The 23,200-nt window shown below is 59.1% G+C and carries 18 protein-coding genes and 3 pseudogenes; 10 read left to right on the forward strand and 11 right to left on the reverse strand.

Going from position 1 to position 23,200, the window contains the following annotated elements; genetic code table 11:
- Positions 1 to 15: 15 nt before the first annotated feature.
- The 3 genes from XI05_RS07400 to XI05_RS07410 form a co-directional block, all read right to left on the reverse strand.
- Complete coding sequence (locus XI05_RS07400) at positions 16 to 534, reverse strand: hypothetical protein (RefSeq protein WP_271500005.1); 519 nt, start codon at positions 532 to 534, stop codon at positions 16 to 18.
- Positions 535 to 1,458: 924 nt separating this feature from the next.
- Entirely contained in the window at positions 1,459 to 2,499 is a 1,041-nt protein-coding gene (locus XI05_RS07405; protein ID WP_271500007.1) for an AraC family transcriptional regulator, read from the reverse strand.
- A gap of 726 nt (positions 2,500 to 3,225) precedes the next feature.
- Positions 3,226 to 4,167 (reverse strand): sensor histidine kinase, encoded by a 942-nt coding sequence (locus tag XI05_RS07410; protein ID WP_333939826.1) that lies wholly within the window; start codon positions 4,165 to 4,167, stop codon positions 3,226 to 3,228.
- A gap of 410 nt (positions 4,168 to 4,577) precedes the next feature.
- On the opposite strand from XI05_RS07410, the pseudogene XI05_RS07415 reads away from it, so the two are divergent.
- Positions 4,578 to 5,786: pseudogene (locus tag XI05_RS07415) on the forward strand (transposase); the annotation flags it as partial.
- A gap of 414 nt (positions 5,787 to 6,200) precedes the next feature.
- On the opposite strand, the gene XI05_RS07420 reads toward XI05_RS07415, so the two are convergent.
- Together XI05_RS07420 and XI05_RS07425 are read right to left on the reverse strand one after the other, a co-directional pair.
- A complete protein-coding gene (locus XI05_RS07420; protein ID WP_271500009.1) occupies positions 6,201 to 8,165 on the reverse strand; it encodes a hybrid sensor histidine kinase/response regulator in 1,965 nt (654 codons plus the stop codon).
- Positions 8,166 to 8,519: 354 nt separating this feature from the next.
- Positions 8,520 to 8,699 carry a hypothetical protein gene (locus XI05_RS07425; protein ID WP_271500011.1) on the reverse strand — a complete coding sequence of 60 codons (180 nt, stop codon included), beginning with the start codon at positions 8,697 to 8,699 and terminating at the stop codon, positions 8,520 to 8,522.
- A gap of 129 nt (positions 8,700 to 8,828) precedes the next feature.
- Here XI05_RS07425 and XI05_RS07430 point away from each other — a divergent pair, with 129 nt between their 5' ends.
- Complete coding sequence (locus tag XI05_RS07430; RefSeq protein ID WP_271500013.1) at positions 8,829 to 9,017, forward strand: hypothetical protein; 189 nt, start codon at positions 8,829 to 8,831, stop codon at positions 9,015 to 9,017.
- A gap of 446 nt (positions 9,018 to 9,463) precedes the next feature.
- On the opposite strand, the gene XI05_RS07435 is transcribed toward XI05_RS07430, so the two are convergent.
- Complete coding sequence (locus XI05_RS07435) at positions 9,464 to 12,058, reverse strand: bifunctional diguanylate cyclase/phosphodiesterase (RefSeq protein WP_271500015.1); 2,595 nt, start codon at positions 12,056 to 12,058, stop codon at positions 9,464 to 9,466.
- A 282-nt stretch (positions 12,059 to 12,340) separates the two neighbouring features.
- On the opposite strand from XI05_RS07435, the gene XI05_RS07440 reads away from it, so the two are divergent.
- Positions 12,341 to 13,144 carry a PstS family phosphate ABC transporter substrate-binding protein gene (locus XI05_RS07440; protein ID WP_271500017.1) on the forward strand — a complete coding sequence of 268 codons (804 nt, stop codon included), beginning with the start codon at positions 12,341 to 12,343 and terminating at the stop codon, positions 13,142 to 13,144.
- 76 nt (positions 13,145 to 13,220) lie between these two features.
- Here XI05_RS07440 and XI05_RS07445 read toward each other — a convergent pair whose 3' ends face one another.
- The 3 genes from XI05_RS07445 to XI05_RS07455 all read right to left on the reverse strand — a co-directional run bounded on the left by XI05_RS07445 (position 13,221) and on the right by XI05_RS07455 (position 17,188).
- On the reverse strand, positions 13,221 to 14,231 hold the full coding sequence (locus tag XI05_RS07445) for a 2Fe-2S iron-sulfur cluster-binding protein (RefSeq protein WP_271500019.1): 1,011 nt from the start codon (positions 14,229 to 14,231) through the stop codon (positions 13,221 to 13,223).
- A gap of 54 nt (positions 14,232 to 14,285) precedes the next feature.
- Positions 14,286 to 16,046 carry an ethylbenzene dehydrogenase-related protein gene (locus XI05_RS07450; RefSeq protein WP_271500021.1) on the reverse strand — a complete coding sequence of 587 codons (1,761 nt, stop codon included), beginning with the start codon at positions 16,044 to 16,046 and terminating at the stop codon, positions 14,286 to 14,288.
- A 227-nt stretch (positions 16,047 to 16,273) separates the two neighbouring features.
- Positions 16,274 to 17,188, reverse strand: a complete 915-nt coding sequence (locus XI05_RS07455) for a zinc ribbon domain-containing protein (RefSeq protein WP_271500023.1) — start codon at positions 17,186 to 17,188, stop codon at positions 16,274 to 16,276.
- On the opposite strand from XI05_RS07455, the pseudogene XI05_RS39655 reads away from it, so the two are divergent.
- Positions 17,121 to 17,306, forward strand: a pseudogene (locus XI05_RS39655) (hypothetical protein); the annotation flags it as partial. The gene XI05_RS07455 and the pseudogene XI05_RS39655 overlap by 68 nt on opposite strands.
- 27 nt (positions 17,307 to 17,333) lie before the next feature.
- Positions 17,334 to 17,579, forward strand: a pseudogene (locus tag XI05_RS39660) (integrase core domain-containing protein); the annotation flags it as partial.
- A gap of 178 nt (positions 17,580 to 17,757) precedes the next feature.
- On the opposite strand, the gene XI05_RS07465 reads toward XI05_RS39660, so the two are convergent.
- Together XI05_RS07465 and XI05_RS07470 are read right to left on the reverse strand one after the other, a co-directional pair.
- Positions 17,758 to 18,063: a GlsB/YeaQ/YmgE family stress response membrane protein gene (locus XI05_RS07465; protein ID WP_271500026.1), complete on the reverse strand. Its 306-nt coding sequence runs from the start codon at positions 18,061 to 18,063 to the stop codon at positions 17,758 to 17,760.
- 218 nt (positions 18,064 to 18,281) lie between these two features.
- A complete protein-coding gene (locus XI05_RS07470; protein WP_092218765.1) occupies positions 18,282 to 18,545 on the reverse strand; it encodes a hypothetical protein in 264 nt (87 codons plus the stop codon).
- A 186-nt stretch (positions 18,546 to 18,731) separates the two neighbouring features.
- Here XI05_RS07470 and XI05_RS07475 point away from each other — a divergent pair, with 186 nt between their 5' ends.
- The 5 genes from XI05_RS07475 to XI05_RS07495 all read left to right on the forward strand — a co-directional run bounded on the left by XI05_RS07475 (position 18,732) and on the right by XI05_RS07495 (position 23,031).
- Positions 18,732 to 19,151, forward strand: coding sequence for a hypothetical protein (locus XI05_RS07475; protein ID WP_271500028.1), 420 nt, complete (start codon positions 18,732 to 18,734; stop codon positions 19,149 to 19,151).
- 959 nt (positions 19,152 to 20,110) lie between these two features.
- Positions 20,111 to 20,485, forward strand: coding sequence for a CsbD family protein (locus tag XI05_RS07480; RefSeq protein ID WP_271500030.1), 375 nt, complete (start codon positions 20,111 to 20,113; stop codon positions 20,483 to 20,485).
- Between the two features lie 65 nt (positions 20,486 to 20,550).
- Complete coding sequence (locus XI05_RS07485) at positions 20,551 to 20,799, forward strand: hypothetical protein (RefSeq protein ID WP_271500032.1); 249 nt, start codon at positions 20,551 to 20,553, stop codon at positions 20,797 to 20,799.
- A gap of 526 nt (positions 20,800 to 21,325) precedes the next feature.
- Positions 21,326 to 22,915, forward strand: a complete 1,590-nt coding sequence (locus XI05_RS07490; protein ID WP_271500034.1) for a Spy/CpxP family protein refolding chaperone — start codon at positions 21,326 to 21,328, stop codon at positions 22,913 to 22,915.
- Positions 22,891 to 23,031, forward strand: a complete 141-nt coding sequence (locus XI05_RS07495) for a Spy/CpxP family protein refolding chaperone (RefSeq protein WP_271500036.1) — start codon at positions 22,891 to 22,893, stop codon at positions 23,029 to 23,031. The genes XI05_RS07490 and XI05_RS07495 overlap by 25 nt, the downstream gene beginning before the upstream one ends.
- Positions 23,032 to 23,200: the final 169 nt, after the last annotated feature.

Consider the following 23,200-nt stretch of genomic DNA (forward strand, 5'->3'; position numbering starts at 1 on the left):
AAGCTGTGGAACTTGCTAATTACGTCCGGCGTCTGGATCGACGAGGCCGACTTCGGTGTCAGAAAAGTCGGGTGCTCCGGCGGCGCGTTGGAAGCTGACCTGCAGGTACTTCGTCCCGCCGACCGAAGCGATCGGAAAGTAGATGCCGAGGACGTCGCCGAGTCCATATCCTCTTTGAAGTTGATCACGATAAGTGCTGACGCGCCGTCCGCGATCGCCTCTGAAGCTAGGAAGGGCGATACCATTGAGCGAAGCGGGCGTGCTCGGTGGAGCTGAGTAAAGCGGGTCTTCCAACAACAGCGACGTCGAATAGTGCTTGGGAACACCGGTGTAGCCATCGCAAAGACGGCCATCCTCGACCGCCACCGGTCGATCATGGTGGACTGCGAGCTGAAAGAACGCCCCGGTGAAAGCGCCCACGCCTTGAGCAATAGGCTTGAGGATCTTGTCATCCATGTCTTCGACGCGATGGCATGCAGCGATCGATCGGTGCAAGGTGGTAGAAGATACAGTGCACAGGTCGCCGATCATCATCCAATCTCTCGAGGAACGCTTCTTGCAGACCCAAGCGCTTCCCTTTCCTTCGTCACGCATGCGGGGCTCAGTTTGGCATAACGACGCGGAAAACACCGGCGTTCGGCCGGGTGAAGGCGGAAATTTTTGGCGACTGGCCGTGAAGCGTGGAAAATGAAAATATTAGAGGAAGCTAACGCTGAGTTGCGCCGCCATCGCGATCTTGCGCTCACGGCCTATGCACGCCGTCTGCTTGCCCGCGGTGCGGACATTGAAGGAGAAGAGTTTCGTGCGGACTTGGCGAAATACGCCGGCGGCGGAGCAAAGCTATGGATCGCTTGCGGCAATTTGTCGAGGCGATGACGGAGCGGCCCTCCGCGACGCTGCACTAACTGGCCGACTGGCTTACCAAGTTTCTGTTGGCGTTTTGAGGAGCGCTGTAGAACTGTTGGAATCAATTTGCATCGATCGGTCTCGCTCGCGGACCACCACCCTCGCCGTTGTCGCAATCAGCGCGCCCTCGGAGGTAAGGGGGGGTGCGAAATCGTGTGCTGTTGGAGAAGCCATCGGCGATCACGTTCGCGGCGCGCCCTGAACAGGTCGAGGCACTTCCTGGAGCAAAGCGCGGTTCGCCAGGAGTAATAACGGATCAGGCCAAACTTCCCGCCACACATAGCACAGTTCTTCGCTGCGGAACGGCACTCCGCGTGTTCCAAGCTATCGCACATGCTCCCTCCTTTGAGCGGGTGGGGTTCTTGGAATCCAGCCGCGCAATATTTCTTCGGCCCCCTTGCGTCGGGGGTGATGAGCGTGACCCACTTTTTGTTGGATTCGTCAGGAAAGTCGCTCGTTCAAGAGTATTCAGCAAAAAAACTCTACGCGGTTCACCAGGAGGATTCTTGTGAGTTTGAGCCAGAAATTTTGGATTTCGTGCTGCTGAGGCACTCACCTCACGGAGTCGGAGGCCCGGAACTCTCGGGGTGTCAGACCTGTCCAACTGGTAAAGGCGTGAGTAAACGAACTGACCTCACGATACCCCAAGAGCCACGCGATCTCCGAGATTGGCAATTGCTTTTCGCGCAAGTAGTGCTTGGCTAACGCCTGTCGCAGATCGGTAAGTACCGCCGAAAACGTTGCGCCCTCTTCTGACAATGCCCGAGCGAACGTGCGGCGGCTCATGCCAAGGCGCCGGGCAACTTCAGGCACATTGCCTTTGCCGTTGGGGAGTAGTTGGGCGAGCTGATCTTCGACTTGGGACCGGATGCTGGCGCGCAGTTTCTTACGCTGACCGAGCGCTTCATCGGCATATTTGAGCAAGAGCTTGTTCAGATGGACATCAGCGCCGATAACTGGCAAAGAGCCGATCGACTTTGGTAAAAGAATCTCGTCCGTATCGGCCGCATAAGTGATCATACACCCTAGATGGGTTCGTACATCGTTCGGTATATGCGTTCTCAGATGCCTTAGTTTGACCTGCCTCGGTGCGACTCTACCGCCGGTTAACGCTCGACAGATGCGCAGCAAGGTGACAAGCCAAAACTCTGTGTGATGGCGATCGGTGCCACGATCCAAGGTCGGGTATTCAAGCCCTATCGTGACAGTGGTGTTGATAGAAAGGCGTATCCGAATGCCTTCATTATTAATTGCACAATAGCGCTCCGCGCTTCGAAGCGCATCGACGAGCCGATCGGATGACGCCATGACATAGTACACCAACCCGATTTCGCCCAGTTCAAAATCCTGAGCCAGGCGAAATCCAAAATATTCGTCGTGCAGCTCTGTAGCAGCAAGCTCGAGTACCTTGATCTGCGACTCCGCTTTCACGCGGCAGTCGAGATTCTCAATAACTTGAATTGCTAGACCTGCATCCGCCAGAACTGGCTTTAAGTCTTTGCCCGCCTTCCGTAGCCGAGCGCAGGCGAGCCGGGCTATTCCTCCGGTAGCAGTTGGTATCGAGGAAAGGCGGCCCGTAAGCTTCTTGCGCATCGAGCCCTCTCATCTTTTAAACGGGCAATGGCCTCAAACCACATTATTTGGATCGGCCAGAGGATGGCGCAGTTGATGTGCGCGCGGCTGGCAAGTTTCACAGCACTAGCACGATGCGGTAAGCTGGAGGTCAGCGTTGCCGTTGATCTAGATCAATCTTCGACGCTCACACCCGTACAACGGCAACGTCGGCACTCGCTACGGCAGCTACTGACGACCAAATCGATGTGGTGTTGTGCGCATCTGACCGTAGGTTCATGCGTTTAGGACTACATCCCGAACAACACCCAGACCATCGCGACTAACAAACTGACAAACCAAACAATTGAAGCCAAGAACAACCAGTCGCTTCCCGTCATGATGGTGAGTGCGTTTAGTATCGCTGCCGCTTTTTGTCTTACTTGCATGGTGCCTCGCGCTCTAGCGGACAATGCCAAGCAAGTCCTGTTATCAAGTGCCAACAAATTGGGAATTTGGGCCAGCCGAACCGACAAACTCTTTCCGTTTCGGCCAGTCAGAGGGCGACACGGCGACTAAGACGGATAAAAGGGGGGCGTCCAGCCGCGGGTTACCCTGGGCGTGGTCGCAGCAAGCCCGCTGCGGGTCATAAGCGCCGATTTGACCAGCGGTCGAGCGCGACCGGTTTACCCCCGACTCCGGACTTCTCGGCGCAAGCACTAACGGTAGCGATGGGCCAAAACCGGCCATCAGATTATTTCGCCTCAGTCAAGCAACTCGAACCGGAAACCGCAATACCGCTGTCGTTCCGGTACCGCTTTCAAATCTCAAATCGGCGTTTAACTGTGCGGCCAAACCCGCAACGATCTTCTGGCCAAGCCCCGTTCCCTTTGGTGAAACTGTAATGCCCAGTCCATTATCTGAGATCGCCAACTCTGCTTCCTGCCCGCACCGATGGAAGCGCAGTGTGATATGCCCGTCGGTTCGATCTTGGAAGGCGTGCTTGAGGCAATTTGTGATTAGCTCGGAAACAATTAGTGCAACCGGCACCAGTTGACCGAGATCAAGTATAATTGGATCGCATTCGATTGAATGGGTTACAGGTAAACCTGACGCGGAAATTTGCTCTGAGCACAGCTCAGCCAGATATTGACCGATGGGTTCATTCACTCGCTGAGGATCATACAGCCGTCTGTGACTACGGCTCATTGCCATCAGCCTGTCCTTAACCGCAGCCAGCACACACCCGACCGGACCATTCTTGTCAAATTGCCGAGCTTTTTGGTCGAGCACGGCTGTAAGGAAAGCAAGATTATTGGCTACACGGTGTTGCAGTTCTGCAAACAGCACGGAAGTTCGCTGCTGCATCAGTCGGGCCTCGTCCGCCAACTTGTAAATGAGCCCCGTTGCTATGAACAAAGATAGACCGACAACGTCGCGAGGCCGTTCGATCTCGAACGTTAGGTAGGGCGGGATGAAAAAGAAGAACAGTATAAAGCTGGCCAATGCGAAGGTGACGATACCTTCGGCGATGCCGCCGAAAAGCGCGGCGATCATCACGGCGGGCATCAGCGCGCCTGCTGCGAGGCTGTCGCTATAATCTTGAATAGCAATACGCAACATCAAACACGCGCACAATGCTGCAAGACTAATAATCCAGCCTGAATGTCGCTGTTGCCGCACGCGGCGCACAGCCGAAATTAACCTCACAATTTCCCCCTACCTGCGCGATCTCAGCGATTTGTGCGCTCCAAATGGGTCAGAGCGGCGGGCCAATTGAATTCCCGGGTCAAAATATCGCGCTTCCGCTCACCAGCTCGCCATCTCGGCAATTGGGCGCAACCGCATTACCGATAACTTGAGCTGCTGACTTGTTTGTTTGCGCCCAAATTTTGTGATTTTAAGTCAAGAGAGAGCAGTCGTTCGAGATCGAATTCACGTCAAAGTGCGAAGAACTCAACGTGAGCAAATCTGGTCCGCTATGCCTGGGTGAGCGGACCTCGTGGCGAGGTGCCACCACTTCGCCGATGGGCCGATTCTGTTGAAAAAGACGGCTGTTGCGACGCAGTGATATCAGTGATTCAGTCTGTCTAGTTGGCAGGACTGAAGATCATGATGGGGCATCGACAAGTCGGCCTTCGATCGATCCCGAGTTGATGATCCGGATGCTCCTGATCGGTTACTGCTTCGGCATCCGATCGGAACGGCGCCTGTGCGATGAGGTTCACCTCAATTTGGCCTACCGGTGGTTTTGCCGGCTCGGTCTGGATGGGGCGGTGCCGGATTATTCGACATTCTCCAAGAACAGGCATGGCCGCTTCCGGCAGAGCGACCTCTTCCGTCGCGTGTTCGAGAGCATGCTGCGCCGCTGCATCGAGGAGCGACTGGTCGGCGGTGAAGGATTTGCCGTTGATGCGAGCCTAATCAAGGCCGATGCCAATCGGCAGAAGGGGATCGAAGGCGATAAGGGACTTCCGCCGGAGGCTGCCGGCCGAGCAATCGATGAGTATCTGGCTGTCCTCGATGATGCCGCTTTCGGAGCTGCGACCGAGGTTACCCCGAAGTTCGTATCGCCCTCCGACCCGGCGGCGCGCTGGACGGGGGCGCACGGCGGCCAAGCGTTTTTCGCCCATTCGACAAACTACCTGATCGACATCGAGAACGCGATCATCGTCGATGTTGAGGCAACGACGGCAATCCGGCAGGCGGAGGTATTGGCCGCCAAGCGCATGATCGAGCGCTCGCTGGAGCGGTTTGATCTCTATCCGAGCCGGCTCCTCGGTGACAGCGGTTATGGTTCGGCCGAGATGCTCGCCTGGCTGGTCTACGAGCACGGCATCGAGCCGCACGTTACAGTCTTCGACAAGTCGGCCCGCACAGACGGGCTCTTCTCGCGCGACGACTTCACCTATGACCATGCTGGGGACATCTATCGTTGTCCTGGTGGCAAAGTTCTTACCACGACCGGAACATTGGTGAATGATGGTGCCACCATGCTTTACCTCGCCAGTAAGCGCGATTGTGATCGATGCGCATTGAAGGCTCGGTGTTGCCCCAAGCAGGCTTCACGGAGGGTGCCGCGCTCGATCTACGAGGGCGCTCGCGACATGGCGCGCCAGATCGCGAGATCGTGGGAGGGAGGCACCTCGCGCCGGCTCCGCAAGAAAATCGAGATGTTGTTCGCGCACCTCAAGCGCATTCTCAAGCTCGACCGTTTGCGTCTACGAGGTCCAAACGGCGCGCGCGACGAGTTCATCCTCGCAGCCACCGCCCAGAACCTTCGAAAGATGGCCAAGCTGATCCCGATGCCCGCCCCGAGGCTCGCATAGGGTCGGTAGAGCAGTTCGCCACGTCGCGACGGAGCTATTACAACGAACTACTGCCGGCCTTTTTCAACGGAATCGGCCAATAGCCGAAGTCATCGGCACTGGTAGCCAAGTCGGCGCTGAACGAGGAACCCGTGGGCCATCAATCTTGCGGGCGTCCGATACGCGGCGTAACGGATGCTAGTGTCCTAGCCTGGCGGCACGATCCTCCAAGCGCCTTGCCGATCGCTATACGCGCGCGTTCCCGCAGGAATGCCTTCAGCTGCAGCCCCGAAGTACCTCTCGAACAAAAGCGTGGGAAAGAGCTCACCGGCGACCAACTTTACCATGTCGCCCCGCCTGATCTCGGCGCCCGCGGTCATCGCGTTCGACATGCTGCCTCGCTAAGTGGGCTTTGATGGGACACGAACTTATCGATTAGCTTAAATCAGATGAGCGTCGATCCAGCATTTCGCGAACTTTGAGGGCCAATTTCGCTTGGGTCACCGGTTTTTCGAGAAGATCCACGCCTTCATCGAGCCGCCCTTGGTGGACGACGGCATTTCGGGAATAACCCGTCATGTATAGTGTTTTTAGCTGCGGTCTGATCTGTTGGGCCCGTCGGCCCAGCTCACGACCATTTATGCCAGGCATTACAACGTCCGTCAGGAGGAGGTCCACCTTCTCATCTTCTTGCAAAAGCATGGTCAGCGCAGCTTGCGCAGTACCCGCCGATAGAACTCGATAGTTGAGGTCCCGCAATACGTCTGAAACGTAAGTTCTCAGGTCAGGGTCGTCCTCAACAACGAGGATCGTTTCTGCTGACTCGCTTTGCGCCGGGCGTGGGTCGGTGCTATCGATCGCAAGTGGCACGGTACCATGATAGCGAGGAAAATACATCCGAATGCTGGTGCCTTCTCCGGGCTCGCTATAGATTTTTACGTTACCTCCGGACTGCTTGACGAAACCGTAGACTTGGCTGAGCCCTAGTCCCGTGCCTTGTCCAGGCTCTTTGGTTGTGAAGAAGGGCTCAAACGCTCGTTCGAGAACCTCACGGTTCATTCCAACGCCGGTGTCACTGACGCAAATGACGACGTACTGACCAGGAGCGACTTCCGGGTTCGCCCGCGAATAATCCTCATCTGCAAAAACGTTTGCGGCCTCAACCGTTAGCTTGCCGCCTGTGGGCATGGCGTCTCGTGCATTGATTGCTAGGTTCACCAAGGCAGATTCGAGATGATTAACATCAACTTCAATTTGCCATAGACCCGCGCCTCCGACCGTCTGCAACTCGATCCGCTCACCCAGCGTCCTTTGCAGGAAGTCCTGCAATCCATTGAGAAAGACGTTCAAGTTGGTAGGCTTTGGATCGAGCGCTTGGCGGCGCGAGAAGGCAAGTAAGCGGCTGGTCAGCGCCGCTGCTCTTTGCGCTCCCCGCTTAGCGTTTGCCAATGCGCGTTGAAGATTTGCGTTGCCTACTTGGCGACTGTTTCGCTCTGCGGATTCAAGATTTCCAAGGATGATCATCAGCAGATTGTTGAAATCGTGGGCGATGCCCCCGCTGAGTTGACCGACTGCTTCAAGTTTCTGAGACGCTGCGAGCTGCTCTTGGATGTTTTTCAGTTCGTCCTGCGCTTGCTTGCGCTCGGTCAGGTCACGGGTCACCTTCGCAAAGCCGATGAGCTCTCCGCGCTCGTCGGTAATTCGATCGATTACCACGGAGGCCCAAAAGCGAGAGCCGTCCTTGCGAACGCGCCAGCCCTCGGCCTCAAAACGACCCTCATGGGCTGCTTGCGCGAGTGCCTTCTTCGGGATCTCCCTCTGCAAATCCTCTGGTGTGTAGAAAGTGCTGAAATGGCGGCCGATGATCTCTTCCGGAGCGTACCCCTTGATACGTTGGGCGCCGGTGTTCCAGGTGGCCACGTGGCCCGAGGTATCCAGTTGGAAGATGGCGTAATCGACCACCGCTTCAACGAGCCGGCGGTATCTCCGTTCGCTTTGCAATAGCTCTTCGTGAGCTTGTTGCCGCTCCGTGATGTCGCGGGTGACTTTAGCAAAGCCGATCAGATTTCTTTCGTCATCACGGATGGCGTCGAGGACAACGAGCGCCCAAAAACTTGTGCCATCCTTTCGAACCCGCCAGCCCTCGGATGCAAACCGACCGATTTCAGCGGCGGAAGCCAACGCGCGCTCGGGGAGTCCCTTTTCACGATCACCGGGCGTATAGAACAGCGAAAAGGACCTCCCTACGACCTCGTCGGCCGAATAGCCCTTCAGGCGCTCCGCTCCTGTATTCCAGGTCTTGATGGTCCCTTGTGGGTCCAGCATGAAGATTGCGTAGTCGACAATGCCATTAATGAGCAGTTCGAGGCTGCGGCTGGTTTCCAGCTTGTTTGCTTTCATTGAGGGGACCTGAAGTGGAGAAAAGGGGCGAAACTAAATATAATACCGCTGGGAAGAAAAAGTTCCTGGCTGGCGGTAAATGCCTTCTGGCGAGAGGGTCTTCTAGATCCTGCTGCTTAAATGTACTCTCGTTCCTAAAAGAGAACTGAGCCTGAGAATTGAGCCTTATGGATTACCGAGCTTACGTCCTCGACGATGACGGGCGCATTATCGGCGTCCACGAGCTGGATTGCGCCAACGACGACGAGGCCAAAGAAAAGGCGTCTCAACTTCTGGATGGGCACGACCTAGAAGTCTGGCAACGAGAACGCTGCGTGGCCCGATTGAAGCACCCCACAAGGCATTAAGGCTGCCTCAGTTGGCGCGTGACGTATATGTCGCGATCTTGCGCGCGAGCTGCCAAAGCTCGACTGTGTGGGTCTCAGCCAATTGCTCGGCTCGCTGCCTAGCGGCTTCCTCATCAGCGCAAATTAGTCTTACGCGCTGCACGATATTCCCATCAGGCCCGAACAAATAGGCCATGAACTCTTCCATCGAGGCGCTTTCCTCCGGGGAGCTCCCCCCAAGGAGCTCCGGGACTGGTTATGGGACTATGACGCCCGCCCATTGGCGGAGCATGAGCGCGTCTCGCTATCTTCGCTGGCGCGAACCGGTCGGGTTGGGTTGACCGGTTCGCAACTCTTCAAGACCGATGCGTTCATGGAAGCGCAGCCGTTCGGCAATGTGCCTGCAGCTTTCGGGCCTGATGGGACAATCGGGATCTTTGAGTCGAACAGCATCATGCGGGCGGTGGCGCGGCTCGGCGAGTCGAAGTCCGCGCTCTATGGTCGCGAGAGCGGTGCTGGTGGCTGATGGAGGCGGACGCGCGCCAACGCAGAATCGCGCGATTTGACGCTCGCGGAGACCATCTGGTGCTCGCTTCGCTTTCTCGCTTTGACAAGCAACACATGTGCAACACGACACCTCTAACCTGTTGATATTCTTACCTCGAGAGCGGTTTCCTAAACCGTAGGTCGGATATCGACGGGATTGTCGACCCAGCCCCATTCTTGGTAACCGTCTCCACCGAAAGCGCCCAGTCTTGGCGAGGGTTTCTCGTGAGTGACAGGGGCGCTTTCGGTAACAAACCTGAGCAATTTCAACGACCGGGCCCAGACTTCGAATCTGAGGGGCGCGCGTTCGAATCGTTCCGGGCGCACCATTTCCACCATTCGGTATAAAACCGCGAGCCATTGCAGAGCTCTCGTGGTCCTATTCGGTCCCCGATCGGTATCTGCGGCTGTGTCGTCGCTGACGCCTCAGCGGATAGCGGCCTGCCGCTCCGCTCCGCGTCGTCTGGGCAGCACTTCGACCGCCGAAGCCAGCAGGGCTGGCTGGAGCAGGACGGTGAACTCCTGGAGCGATACTGGCGGAGAGAAAATATAGCCTTGCGCCATGGTCGCGCCGTTTTCGGCCGCGAACCGAAGGTCTTCGGCCGTTTCGATGCCTTCCACGACCGTTTCGAACCCCAATTCGTCCGCAAGTCCGAGCGCCAGGCGAAGGATCGTCTGCTTCTCGCGGTCTTCCGCGACACCCGCGACGAGCGTGCGATCGAGCTTCACGGCATCGAAGGGGAGCCTCGCCATCGTCGAAAGATTGGAATAGCCGGCTCCGAAATCGTCCATTGCGAAGCGTATGCCCAATTGCCTGAGCAGGCTTATTCTCTCACGCACGACATCGGGATTGCGCATCGCGACCGATTCCGTGATCTCGATCTCGAGGTGTGACGGCGGGAAGTCGGCCTGGCGAACCGCCGTGACGATATCCTTGATGAACAGCGGATTCTCGATGTCCGACGCCGCGACATTGACGGCGAGCACGAGTTTCGAGCCGCCCCGGATCAAGCCCCCGATTTCGGCGAGCGCGCGCCTGAGCACGAAGCGGTCGATCTCCATGATGAGGCCGATCTCTTCCGCGATCTTGATGAAGCGGTGGGGAGGAATGTCGCCCTCCTTCGGATGATGCCAGCGCGCCAGGGCCTCCACCCCCAGGATGCGGCCATCCGCGCAGGACACCTTGGGCTGGTAATGGACGACGAGCTCTTCATTGCGGATCGCCAAAGCGAGATCGGTTTCGAGCGCATGCCGGGCGCGCGCGACCTCTGCGAGATCCGGAGCAAAGAACGCGTGGGTGTTGCGTCCCGAGCTCTTCGCGACGTACATCGCAAGGTCGGCGCGGATCAGGAGATCGTCATACCTTGTGCCGTGGGTGGGACAGATCGCAATGCCGATGCTGACGCCGATCGTCGCATGGTTGCTCTGGAGCTTGAAGGAAACCTGCAGCGCCTCGATCATCTCGCGGGCATAGAGGCTCGCGGCCTCGGTCGTCCTCACCCCAGCGATGATGGCGACGAACTCGTCGCCCCCGACGCGGGCGAGCAGGCTCTTGCCGGCAGCGACCTTGGACGTCAGCAAATTGCTCAAGCGCTCGGCCACCATCCTGAGCAGCTCGTCGCCGGCCTTGTGCCCAAACGTGTCGTTTATGGATTTGAAGCCATCGAGATCGAGGAAGAACAGTGCCGCGCCTTCTTCCGCGTCGACGAGCGCCGGCGCATCGACGCGCATCTTCTCCCGATTGGGAATGCGGCTCACAGTATCGTAGAAGGCGAGCTGACGAATTCTTCGCGTGCTGGCCCGCAAATGCGTTAGCATTCGCTCGAATGCGAGGCCGAGGCCGCGAACCTCGCCCATGCCGGTTGCGCGGAACGGAGTGTCGAGATTGCCTCCCGCGATTTCCTGGGCGGTCCTGGCGAGCGCCGAAAGTCCTTTCGTGAGGTGCCTTACGGCGGCCAATAACGCGACGACCAGGGCACCGAGCGCCAGCGCCGCTGATGCCAGGAACTGCCACATCAGCGATCGGGTATGGGCCGCGCCGATTTGGAACATCTGATCGCGAGTCGTCGTCACGAGCGATGCGCTCGCGAACGTACACACCTTGAGCGTCGCCTCATAATCGACACAGCGCGCGACGTAATTGCCGTCATCCGAGCGCTGCAGCCCGCCTGAACGTGTCCTGGCGCTGCTGAATTTCACCCCTTCGGGCCCCGCGGACGACACGATCTCGTTGTCAGCCGTGATGATGACCACGCCGGCATTGGCCAGCGAAGTGAACTTCTCGAGAGTCTTCTCCGTGCGCCCGAGCGGTCGGATGGCGACAAGCGCGCCGATGAGGTCGCCGAAGTCGTCGAACACGGGCTCGATTGCGGTGTGCGCTATAGTGTGGCGCAGCGGCAGGCGGAGCGCTGACAATTCACCCGATTTGAGCTCATGGGTGCCTTCCTCACCCCGTGGATGCGAACGGCTATTGTCCTTGACGATCGCCCCGAGATTGACGGAGAGGTCGGTCCCCTCGATCGCCCCGTTCAGAGCGAGGAGGTCGAGGGGCGTGTTGGCACCGATCACCCGGCCGGTCTCGTCGAAGGCGATCAGCCTTTCGAAATCGGCGGTCGAGGCAACGATGCTGAGCAGTTCGCGGATCGTCACATCGTTGTTCGAGGCGACTGCCTTGGCGACATCGGCGCGCTGAGCGATCTGACGCAGGCGTGACGCCGTTTCGGCGCCGAGGACCTCGATTCGCGCTCGCGCCAACTGCGCCTCGCCGTCGAGGCGATGAGCGAGCTGGTCTTCCGAGAGTTCACCGAGTGCCGCAGCCTGCTGCGTCAGTTGCTGCTGCAGGCGTAGTGCCGTCAAGCCGCCGATGAGGCCGAGCCCGAGCACGCCGGTCGCGAGCACGACGGCAACAAGGCGCGTGGCGATCGACGAGGGAATACCTGGCAGCCAGGACGGAACGGCCCAACGGCGCCAGCGGGGCGGCGCCCTCGATGCCTTCGCTATATCGGTGTCAGTCGCCGCCACTGCCAGCACTCTAACTACGGGGGCCGATCAATGTCTTTCATCGAGGCCCCCATTGAGTTGTCGTTTCAGGCGCCGAATTTAGGCCAGTGGTACCCTCTAAATCGTCTATCAGTCGTCTATTTGTGGTTGATTAATTACCAAATGGTTTTTCGAAACCGTCAGATTGTGTGCTTTCACTTTCTGTTCGGCACATTGATGATTCCAAAAGGCACGGCGTTGCCACAACAGAAGGTTTAGATTTCTTTGCCAGATTGTGTGCCTCGTGGCTCGAAGGGGTTTGCAATGGCATTTTTGAGGATGATGGCAGCCCTTTTGGGCCTTTGCCTTGCGGGGGTGACTGCCGCCGCCGCCGAAACTCGCAGGCTCGACATCGTCGGGACGGGAGACGGCATCGATGTCCTGCGCGCCGTCGCCGCGAGCTTCATGCAGCAGGAAGGATCGGCACAGGTCGAGATCCCCCCGAGCATTGGTTCTGGCGGAGGCATCGCGGCCGTGGGGTCCGGCAAGGCGATCTTGGGCCGCGTCGCACGCCGCCTGACCGAGGCCGAAGCGGCGTCCGGCATCGTCTACAAGGCGATTGCCCGGCTGCCCTCGGCTTTCATCGTCCATCCTGCCTGCGGAGTGAGTGCCGTCACAAGCGCTCAGCTCGTTGGGATCTATTCGGGCCGCATTGCGAATTGGAAGGAGCTGGGCGGCGCCGATATGCGCATCCGCGTCGTGCGGCGCGAGGACCAGGACAGCACGCTCACCGTGCTGCGGGCCAGCATGCCCGGCTGGAATGATCTCCAGATCACCGAGAAATCGAAGATGGCAACGACCACGCAGGAAGCGATCGAGACGGTTCGCGATGTTCAAGGCGCGATCGGCTTCGGTCCTTTCTCGCGGCCGTTGGAACAGGGGCTCACGGTGCTTCGCGTGGACGGCCACTACCCGACGGACGCGGATTATCCCTCGAGCGTGGTGCTGGCGTTGATCTATTTAGACACGTTGCAGGATCCGGACGCGCTGGCCTTTCTGCGCTTTGCCGAAGCACGGAAGGCAGCCGACGTCATCACTAGCCTCGGTAGTCTGCCCGTCAAGCCGTGAGGCGCCAGGGTTCGGCCACCGGCGCTGCTGAACTTGAGCTTTATCCCGTTCCGATGGAAACGCTCTCGGCATCGGCTTACAGACTGGGGCGATGAGGCTGCTCCCGGCTTCGCCACAGACGGGTGACTTTGTCCATCAGCGATGGGACTTGAGAACTCGGCAGGAATGGATCGGCATAGCATTGCGCATTGGCCGCGTGCGCCTTGTTCTTCACGATCTCGACGAGACCAACTGGGCCGGCGACGTAGACCGTATCCTCCAGCCCGAGCAGCGGCAGGTAGTGCGATGGACGCCCGGGCCTGACTCCCAGGGCAGACCCGACCTCCGTCGTCGCAATGACGTCGCGGACACCGTCGTCGATCAGCCACTGCAACGAGGGAAGCATATAGAGATTGTCGGCATCCCGGCTGCCGGCGAGGACCACAATCTCGCGGTCGCGCTGGATCGAGCGTGCCGAGCGGGCGAGCGCCCAGATCGGGGCCCAGCCTGCGCCGCCGGCGACCAGCACCAGCGGCCCATGGTCCTGTCGCAGATAGGCTTGTCCGAACGGGCCTTGCACATGCGCCGCATGGCCGGGCCTGATGGCTTTGCCGAGCTGCCCCGACACGGTCCCGTCAGGCAGGCACCGGATGTGGAAGACGAGCTCGATTTGCTTGAAGGAACCATCAAGCCTGAAGGTCGGGCTGAACTCGCGCGCAGGATAGCCGGAAAACTTGACGCGCACATATTGGCCCGGTCGAAACTCGAGCGGCGCTGACGTCGTCAGCACGACTTCGGCGATCTCCGACGAAAGCTGGTTGATCTCGGTGACGGCGCCCGCCCGCTTCACCGGCAGCGGCAATTCTTCGAATTCGATCTCGGCATCGCCTGCGACCGCTGCCTGGCAGGCGAGCACAGTGCGGCCATGGCCCGAGCCGCCGTCATCGACCGAGCCCGAAACGACTGTCACCCGGCAGCTCTGACATTGTCCCGATCTGCAGTCATGTGGAACGAGAATCGAGCCGCCGAGCGCCGCGTCGATCAGGCTTTCGCCGGCGCGGGCTTCGACGGGCTTGCCGTTGATGACGAGCTGACAATGCCTCTTCATCGCGAGGCCTCTGGGAGTGGGTGCCGGTCGAGTGCGTCGCTCCGCATGAGACGGCTATTTCTGCGCCACGACACGCACCGGGCGGTTGTGGGTCGCATGCCGCGTCTGTGCATGGTCGAAGACAGCGACCCACATGTAGAGATCGCGGCCGGGCACGAAGGCTTTGTCATATCGGCCATCGCTTTTCATGTTGCGCGTCAGCTCGAGCGTCCAATGTCCGTTGCTCCACTTTGAAACCCCGGTGACATTGCCTCGCTCTCCTTCGGTGTCGCCGGCAATGATCACGCCGGGCAGGATCGTGCCAACGGGAATCCGCGCGTCGGCCTCCGGAGTGTAGGGTTCGCTCTCCGAGTCGAACATGTACCAGCGGCCGTTCTCGTCGTCGCTGCTGTTGGGATCAAGATCGAATTTGCCGAGCGCTGCCACCTGCGCCTTCAAGTCCTTGGGAAGCCGCAGAACCGTGACGGGCCCTTTGTCGTCCCGGTGGACGAACTTGAAGTTATACGAATAGAGGCTGCGGCCAGGCTTATTCCAATAACCGCCCTGGTAGCGCGCATCGTAATTCTGCTCGTCCAGGGTCGGGGCGTAGGGCGGGCCGATATATTGGCTGTCGACACGCCCGAGCATGCCCCCGCGCGACGCCTTCCACTGCCACATGTCGATGTAGCTGCCATCCGTCGTGAAGTGGAACCCCCGGCCGTTGATCGGCATCGGTTTGCCGGGCAGCGGGTTGGCGCCAAGACCGGTCGCGCCCGCGCCGCCGAGCGATGCATTGTCCGAGAAAATAACCGCCAGTTTATCCTCGTAGAGGTCGACAGCGTCCTGCAGACCCGCACGCTCGTCGAGGACGTGCCAGCCATCCTCTCGCTTGATGATCGGAATGCGGCGCAGGGAGCGCGTGGGATCCTCCCAGCGGTAGGCGAAATAGATCTTCTGGCCGTCGTGCAGGGCGCGCACCTCCACGAGCGATTCGCCCGATCCGCCGAGATTGGCACCCTGCTGCGTGCGGATGAAGACGGGGCGCGCGCGCGACCAGGCGGGATCTCCCCTGGCGCCGTCGAGCTTGGGCGCGTCGCTCACCCGCGCCACGACGAGCGTATCGCGCGTCGCCCAGTCGAGCCCGGCGACGCCGCACGTGACGGCTACTCCGATTGCAGTGGCGACGAGAACAGGCCTCGGCCGCAGGGCCTTCGTGATCGCGAGCGGCGTCGGCCGAAACACGCGGAAAATCTGCTGCCAGCCGCCATAGAGATAATGCGCCGCGACATGCGCGAAGATATAGCCGAGCCCGACGAAGGCGGCGGTCGAGTGGAGATAAGCCCACCAGCCGCCATAGCCGAGATACATCATGACCCCCGTCGCCGTGAGGAAGATCACGAGCGCATAGACGAACCAGTGCAGGATGACGTTGACGGCTCCCCATTTGAGGCGAGCCGGAGCGCGCATCGCGAGGATCCGCGTCTTCTTGGGGCTGTTACGCTCGACGAGGCCGCTGCGCGCGAGGTAGACGACGTAGGCCGAACCGCAGAAGAAGACGGCGAGCCCCCCGAGCAAATGCCAGGAAAAGATCTCGCCCTGCGGCAGGACCGGAGCGAGCCATTTCGAGAAGGGGGCGTGCAGCGCGTCCGCTGCGATGCGCAGGCCGGTCACGAGGCTTACGACGAATGCGAGCGCAGTCGCCCAATGGAGGACGATCGTCCCGACGTCAGTGCGTGGCGGGCTTTCTCGAGTCTTTGGGTGAGCGAGGCGTCTCTCGGTCAAGGCATTGGCGTTCGTTCGAGCGGTGACATCGTTCTTTGCATAAAGCTTGCGCACGGTAAACCAGTAGTTGCGCTGGAAAAGGCTGCGAAGCAGCAGTTAGTTAATGCGGTCGGTCAAGGAGGGCATACGCCGTCTGGAAGTCTGGTCTCCAACCCTGCTTAGCTCTGGTGCTGGGCAACTCAGAGCGCGGCAGTTTGCAGGGATCGCTAAGCCGCGTCCATCATAAGCTCGGCGGCAACGTTGGAGGACGCAGGTCGCCGATGCTCCCCCGCAACTTGAACTTATATAGTAATTTCAATTATATAAGAGTTCGTGGTTTTGTTCTGAATGGCGCGCCATTTGCGTACAAAACCACGAACATTTCCGTTCTCGGTCTGTTTACCGGCAATGGCCGCCTGGAGGATATCCTTGCTGCCGATGATCCGGATCGCTTGGTCGTCGACCTCGACCGCATCGATGATCGAGTTGATATAGGCTTTGCGGGTGTTGGTGTCGCTCGCATCTAGCTTCGCGTTCATCAGTCGCGCGAAGGCGTCGATCTTCTCTGCATTGACGGCGGCTGCCATGCCGCACTGCGCGCGGGCGTGATCGAGGGCTGCTTTACCCCGGTCGCGTTGAGCTTTCAGAGTGGCGATGCGTTCTCGCAAGATATCGTCGAGCTCGACGATGCCGTCTTCAATTGAGCGATAAAGCCGCTTCATGCGATCTTCGCAGTCAGTCAGTTCCTTCTGCAGACCCAGCAGCCGGCCGTCGGCGGACTCGCTCTTCGCGGCTTGGCGCTCGATCAGCGACGTCAGGAGGTCGGCGATGCGGTCAGGCGCCAACACACGCTGCTTGAGGTTGGTCAAGACGATTTCGTCCAGGGTCGCGGCCGGGATGTGGCGGCCCTTGCAAACCGACTTTCCCTTCTGCTGGCAACCTGCGCACGAATAATACGAGTACGACCGACCCTGTTGATTGGTCGTACCGGTCCGGGTCATTCCGGAGCCGCATGATGCGCAGACGGCGATGCCCGTCAGCAGTGAAGGGCCGTTGACCACCCGCGGGGGCGTCGTCTTGGGATTGCTCCGGGCGAGCTTTGCCTGCACGCGCTCGAAATCGGCCTGCTCGATCAGGACCGGAACGGGAATGATCGACAGCTGCTCGCGTCTGGCCTGGGCCGAGGTCCTGACATCCAAGAAGGCGCTGCCGGTCATGTTCAAGACCCTGAAGATGATCAACACCCTCAATGTCACCTATGGGCTCGTCTTCCAGGAAATCCTGTCCGACAACGGCGCCGAGTTCGCCGCCCGCATCAAGCCGGGCGAGCATCCGTTCGAGGCCATGCTGCTCGAGCTCGGCATCAAACACCGCTACACCAGGCCCTATCGGCCGCAAACCAATGGCAAGGTCGAACGCTTCTGGCGTACCCTCGATGACGACGTCATCGACGGCGCGACCTTCGACAACCTCGATCACTTCGCCAATGAACTGTTCGAGTACCTCGTCTACTACAACAACCACAGACCCCATCAGGCCTTGGCGGGACAAACTCCCAAGGCCTTCGCCGCTACCAAGACCACCGCGATCCAATCAGCGAATTATTGAACATCGACAGCAACGACCAAAGCAAAGCCGTCGTTGAAGGGGTCTCCCATTCGCGGGACCCTGGGAGCCGGCGCATTGCCGATTATGCAGCGTGCTGCATCACTCAGAGCGGATCCACAGTCGCGGGGCCGATAGCCAGGTCACAGCGGGCGGTCGCGAGTCACTCTGCGGGAATGCGTTACCATCGCCGACCCCAATTGCCGCCCCACCTACTTCCCCATCCGCTGCCACCTCGAAGCAGCCGCATGATTAGCAGCAGCAATATCGCTCCGATGGTGGCGTTGACGATCGCGCTTATCATCCCGCTACCGAGATGGATGCCTAGCTGAGGTAACAACCAGCTTCCGATAAAGGCGCCCAAAATCCCGACAATGAGGTCACCGATAATTCCAAAACCGGTCCCCTGGACGATTTGACCAGCCAACCAGCCCGCAACGAGACCGACAAACAGTATGACCAGCAGGCCTTCGCTCGACATATTCATTGTGACACCTCGGCATTCTGGTTTGGACGCAGTATTGCAAGCTGATCCGCCTGGTGTCTGTGCAAATTTGATTAGCTTGTTGGAATATTGGCTTTGGCGCCAGGTATGGCCTCACGCCATCGGCCTCGTCGCAATTGGTTGAGCTCGCCTGTCAGGGTAACAGGCAGTCCACCACTCCTTTGGTCGCAGGTAGAGGCACGCGCGGTCGATTTGAAGTCTCATTTCGAACCGTTTTCTGACTCGCGAGCTGCACTGACAAGGCGCGCCTCGAGTTTCGCCCCATTCCCGTGCAGGCACGAGCCGCTGAAGTGAGGCCAAGTCTGCTTTGCACAGCCCGTGTCGACAACATGAATATCGCGCCGGTTGCTCTTCTGGAGAGCGGCCGACTGCCCAGGTTCGACCTCTGGGGCATATACAGACAGTACGAACAAGGCGGCGGCAATGAAGGCGGAAATTGCGACGGCCGAGAGCGTTTTGATCATTGGTTGCGGTCGTGTCATTCGCTGCTTTGGCTCGTGAACTTAATGATGATTCGCGCTTTGGTTCGTTGGAGAATCTAGCTTGAGCCGTATATTCAAACCCTTTGTGCTTCTGATCGCCGCCATCTACTTCCTGGTGGACGCCGTCTTTTTCACTCTCTTCAAACCTGTCCTTCGCCGGATGGCGGATTGCTGGGTATTCGAAAGCTTGCGAGCGTGGATTGTGTCGCTTCGCCCATATCAACTCTGGCGCTGTTCATCGTGCCGGTCATTTTGCTCGAACCTGTTAAGCCTGTTGCGGCTTACCTGACGGCGACAGGCCACGTCGTTGACGGGCTTATGGTCCTCATCGTTGGCGAGCTTCTCAAGCTCCTGCTTATTGAGCGTCTCTTCAGCGTTAGCCGCGATAAGCTTATGTCAGTTCCTGTTTTCGCCTGGTGCTACGACAGGTTTTGTCAAAACCAGGACTGGGTCGCATCCCTGCAGGCATGGCAACTCATGCGTCGTTGGAGCTCCAATGCCAAGCACGCTGTTCAAAGATATGTCCTTGAATTTAAGGCTGAACGTCGGCGCACGGCTGAGCAAATAGCGCCGCCAGATGTTTGTTGAAAACTATTCTCTTCTGACAGGTTGTGTCGTCGCCCAGATCCCCATCTAGGGACCGTGTTGGGATCTAAACCGGAGCCCGCAGCCCGGAAGAAATCCACTTCATCGAATGGGTTTCGCTGACGACTTTATCGACGTGATGGCAATTGACGCCCTGAAACGTACGAATCTCGAATCCGATCCGAGAGGGCTTAATGTGCGTCAGGGTCATTGGACCCAAGCATTGGGGGCAGGCATGGGGCTGAACTGCTATGCGGCTTGGGTCGAACAAGACTGCTAAGGATGACATGATGCTCACCTAAACTCAGGCGGGAGCGTTACAGAACTCTCAGTCACCGATAGATGCCGTGATGGGGGCGGTGATGGAGGCACCATGGAATCATCGCTATCCCGGCGCCGTTCTATTCTGCTCACTTTCGAAAAGTTAACGAATTAGGACCCGGGAAAGCACAACGCCACCAAGCCCAATAATGCTTGGTGGCGTTGGATTAGGTCCGGACAGCGCAATCCCCCGGTGACCACCAAAACAGCAGGTATGCACTGCGATCGTCTGTTCAAAATTGCTCACTTTCAAATTAGATCATTGCCATTTTTAAGACTAGGCCACTGTCGTCTGAAACAGGCCAGTACCTACCGTCCCGAGCCGTCCTGATCAGGACACTCGCAATTTGAAATTTTGACAGTGAGCAAAAGTGAGCAAGCGCCGCTGCGGCTGCAAACGGAAACCGCAGCCATTCTGTGAGTTCTCTCAAGATCCAGACGGCGCTGGGCCGTGCGGGGATCGACAGCCCATGCATCGCAACAGTTTTCTGATACTCGATCGCCTCGTCGGCGAGCAGCAAGTGTGGAATGGTGAGAGCTTAGATCAGACCACATTTGCAAGCCGGTCTTCTGTGCGCGCAGGAACGTAGCCTGATCTTGTCAGTTAGCGCTCCGAGACTTCATCTTAGGGAGTGTTCGCTATGGAGAACGATCGAATTGCCGGCTCGGCGAAGGACTTCGCCGGTAGGGTCGAGGGCACCGTCGGCGATATCGCCGGCGACGCAAAGACCCAGGCAGCAGGCCGCGTCCGCGAGGCGACAGGCACCGCGCAGAACCTGTATGGCCAGGCCAAGGATGCAGCGCGGGAAGCTACGGATGCCGCCGTCAACTACGCCAAGGACGCTTATGAGAACAGCGGTGATACTTTCCGTGACGGCTCGCAAGCGATCGCGAAGAAGGTGCAGGACAATCCCCTCGGTTCGATGTTGATCGCGGGCGGGATCGGCTTTGCGTTGGGGCTATTGCTGACGCGCCCGCCGCACCATCCGCCGCAGCGCGGGCGACAACGGCTATGACGGCCATATCGGAGCTATTCACGCTTTTTGATTGATTGGCTGTTTGTTGACTTGGAGATGAGATCGTGAGTGATGACATCCCGCTGGCCCCTTTCGCCCATGAAAGCTTGGATTCCGTTCCAGAACCGAAATCCACCATCGCGGAAGTCTCCGAAGCTGTGAAGGGGGCAGTCCATCGAGTTAGCGGCGCGATAGAAGCGGCTCGAAAGCCAGGGATGCCGTTGAGCATCTTGAGCAATATCGCGCGCGAAGCGCCACTTGGTTCGCTGTTAGTCGCGTTCCTGTTGGGCGTTGCCGTCGCACGCCGGCGATGATGGTTTTGGGGGCGCGCTAACCGTCCCAGGCTATACAGATCTGAGGACTCCTCGGTAGCTGCTTAGAGCAGGTGCCCGATACCCGCCCGCAATGGCCGAGAAGGGTCCTGTGCCATGGTCACCTCCTTGGTGAGGGCGGTAGGCTAAGTGCGCTTAGAGCACGCCGCCGGTCAAAATTGACCACACTGTCCGGCTTTAAATTTCAGACCCCCTGGATTTAAACTGGGGGCGCGGGGGGTACAGCATCCGCACCCGATAATCATCTTCGAAAGAAGCTGGCACTCTTCCTGATTGCCGGTCGTGTTCGATAACATCAGAATTGGGTCCAATTTAATGCAGATCAATCTGCGCGACCTTGTATCGCGCGGTAGGGCAGGAACTTTTGCTGGCTGACCCCCTATTTGTCCCGATGTCGGACGCACAACGATTGGTGAATATCAACGCGCCGCGAGGCAAAACCCCCGCACAATGCCACCGCCAGTTTGTTTGCGCTGCGATCAGTATAGTCGTAGCGGAGAATTCTTTCATGAAAAGCGTTTTGAAGCTGACTGCAATGCTGGGGCTCGCAGTGTTGATGATCCCGTTGAGCGCAAATGCTCAGGAACAGAAGCACGAAAACAACAAAGGAGCGCCGGCGGCGCGTTCAGCCCCAGCTGTCGCGCCGCCGCCACAGCGGCAGGCCGCGCCGCAAAGTCAGGCCGCTCCGCAACGCGAGGCCGTGCCGCAACGCCAGACCGCACCGCAACGTGAAGTCGCACCGCAACGCCAGGCCGCACCGCAACGCGAGGCCGCTCCACAAGGCCATGCGCCGCAAAGGGCCGCAGCTCCAACGCGTCAAGCAACGCCACGCATCATCAACAGTCCGCGGGACAATGCACCCGCCCGAACAGCAACTCCGCCGACCACCCACAACGCCGCGCCCAAGGCCGCCGTATCCGCTGCGCCAACGCGCGAGCAGCTGCGCCGCCAGCAACGCGAGGAGCTCACGCTGCGCCAACAGGAAACCCGTGAACTGCGAAAGCTCCCGACTGCGCAACGCGCGCAGAAGCAGCAGGAAATCAATCAGCAGCGTGAGCAGCGCGTGCAGCAGCGGCTGCAACCTAACGGCCATGCTCAGCCGAGTGCATTGGTTCAACCCAATGAGCAAGCGCAGCGCGGCGAGCGTCGTAACGGTGTCGCGCGTGTTACACCGCAGGCAGCCCAGCAAGGCCGCTTCGCTGCGCGTTTCGCGGCACGGGCGCAAGGTGCCAATTTCCGTGCGGACACGGCTGCGCTCGCCCCACGCCGGGCCTGGAGCCTCGGCCTGCGCGCGGCCTTCGTGCCGTGGCACGGGCCCGTGTTCTGGCCCTATGGCTATTCGGACGTATTCGATTACGCATTCTGGCCCTCTGGCTATGATGACGGTTACTTTGCCTATGCCTATGATGATTTCTTCGACGGCGTGTTCTGGGGCCAAGCCGGTCTGCCGCCTGAGTACAGCTATGCCTATGCGCCGCCAAACGGACGCCAAGCCCGATCGACTTCTTCCACCGTGGAAGAACCGTGCACGCAGCCTGGCACGGGCATCACTGCTTGGCCGCTCGCAGAAATCAATAGCAAGGTCGGCTTGAATACCGAGCAGAAGCAGCTTCTCGACCAGGTGCGAAGCTCGGGCCAGAGAGCCGCCAGCGTGTTCAAAGCCTCATGCCCCGCGAAAAACGCCTTCGCGATGACGCCACCCAGTCGCCTACAGGCGATGACGTTGCGGCTGACAGCCACGCTCGAAGCAGTGCAGACGGTCCGCCCGGCGATGGAGAAGTTCTATAGCTCGTTGAACGATGAGCAGAAGGAGCGCCTAAACGAAATTGGGCCGAAGCAGAAGAGCAACGCCGAGGCCAACCAGACATCGGCGCGGGATGGCAAGAGCTGCAGCGAACCGAAAGCCGGGCTTGCTAATCTGCCGATCGAGCGGATCGAGGACGCGGTCAAGCCGACCAATGCGCAGGAAGGTGGTTTGAAGCTCCTTGATAGGGCCACCGCAAAGGCTGTCTCGATCATGCAAGCCGCCTGCCCCGAGGACACGCCAATCACTCCGCCCGGCCGGTTGGAGCTATGGAGAAGCGCCTGCAGGCCATGATCGATGCAGCTAATACGGTGAAGCCTGCGCTCAACGACTTTTATGGGTCATTGAGCAGTGAGCAAAAGGCGCGCTTCAACCGCATTGGCGGCGAACTCGCGCAATCCGGCAACTAGTTGGGCTCCACGTTGAGTTGAAAATAGATAGCCGGCCCGTGTGGCCGCCTCTTTGTTTGCCGGTGGTGCCGAGCGGATTTAGAAGCTATCACTCCGGACATTGGTCCCAAAAAGGCGCATATCCGAGATGGCCATGACTGACCTGACACAACCTTCGTCCAGAGTCCGT

Origin of the sequence: Bradyrhizobium sp. CCBAU 11357, from assembly GCF_028128865.1 — a bacterium.
In the GTDB taxonomy this organism is placed as follows: Bacteria; Pseudomonadota; Alphaproteobacteria; order Rhizobiales; family Xanthobacteraceae; genus Bradyrhizobium.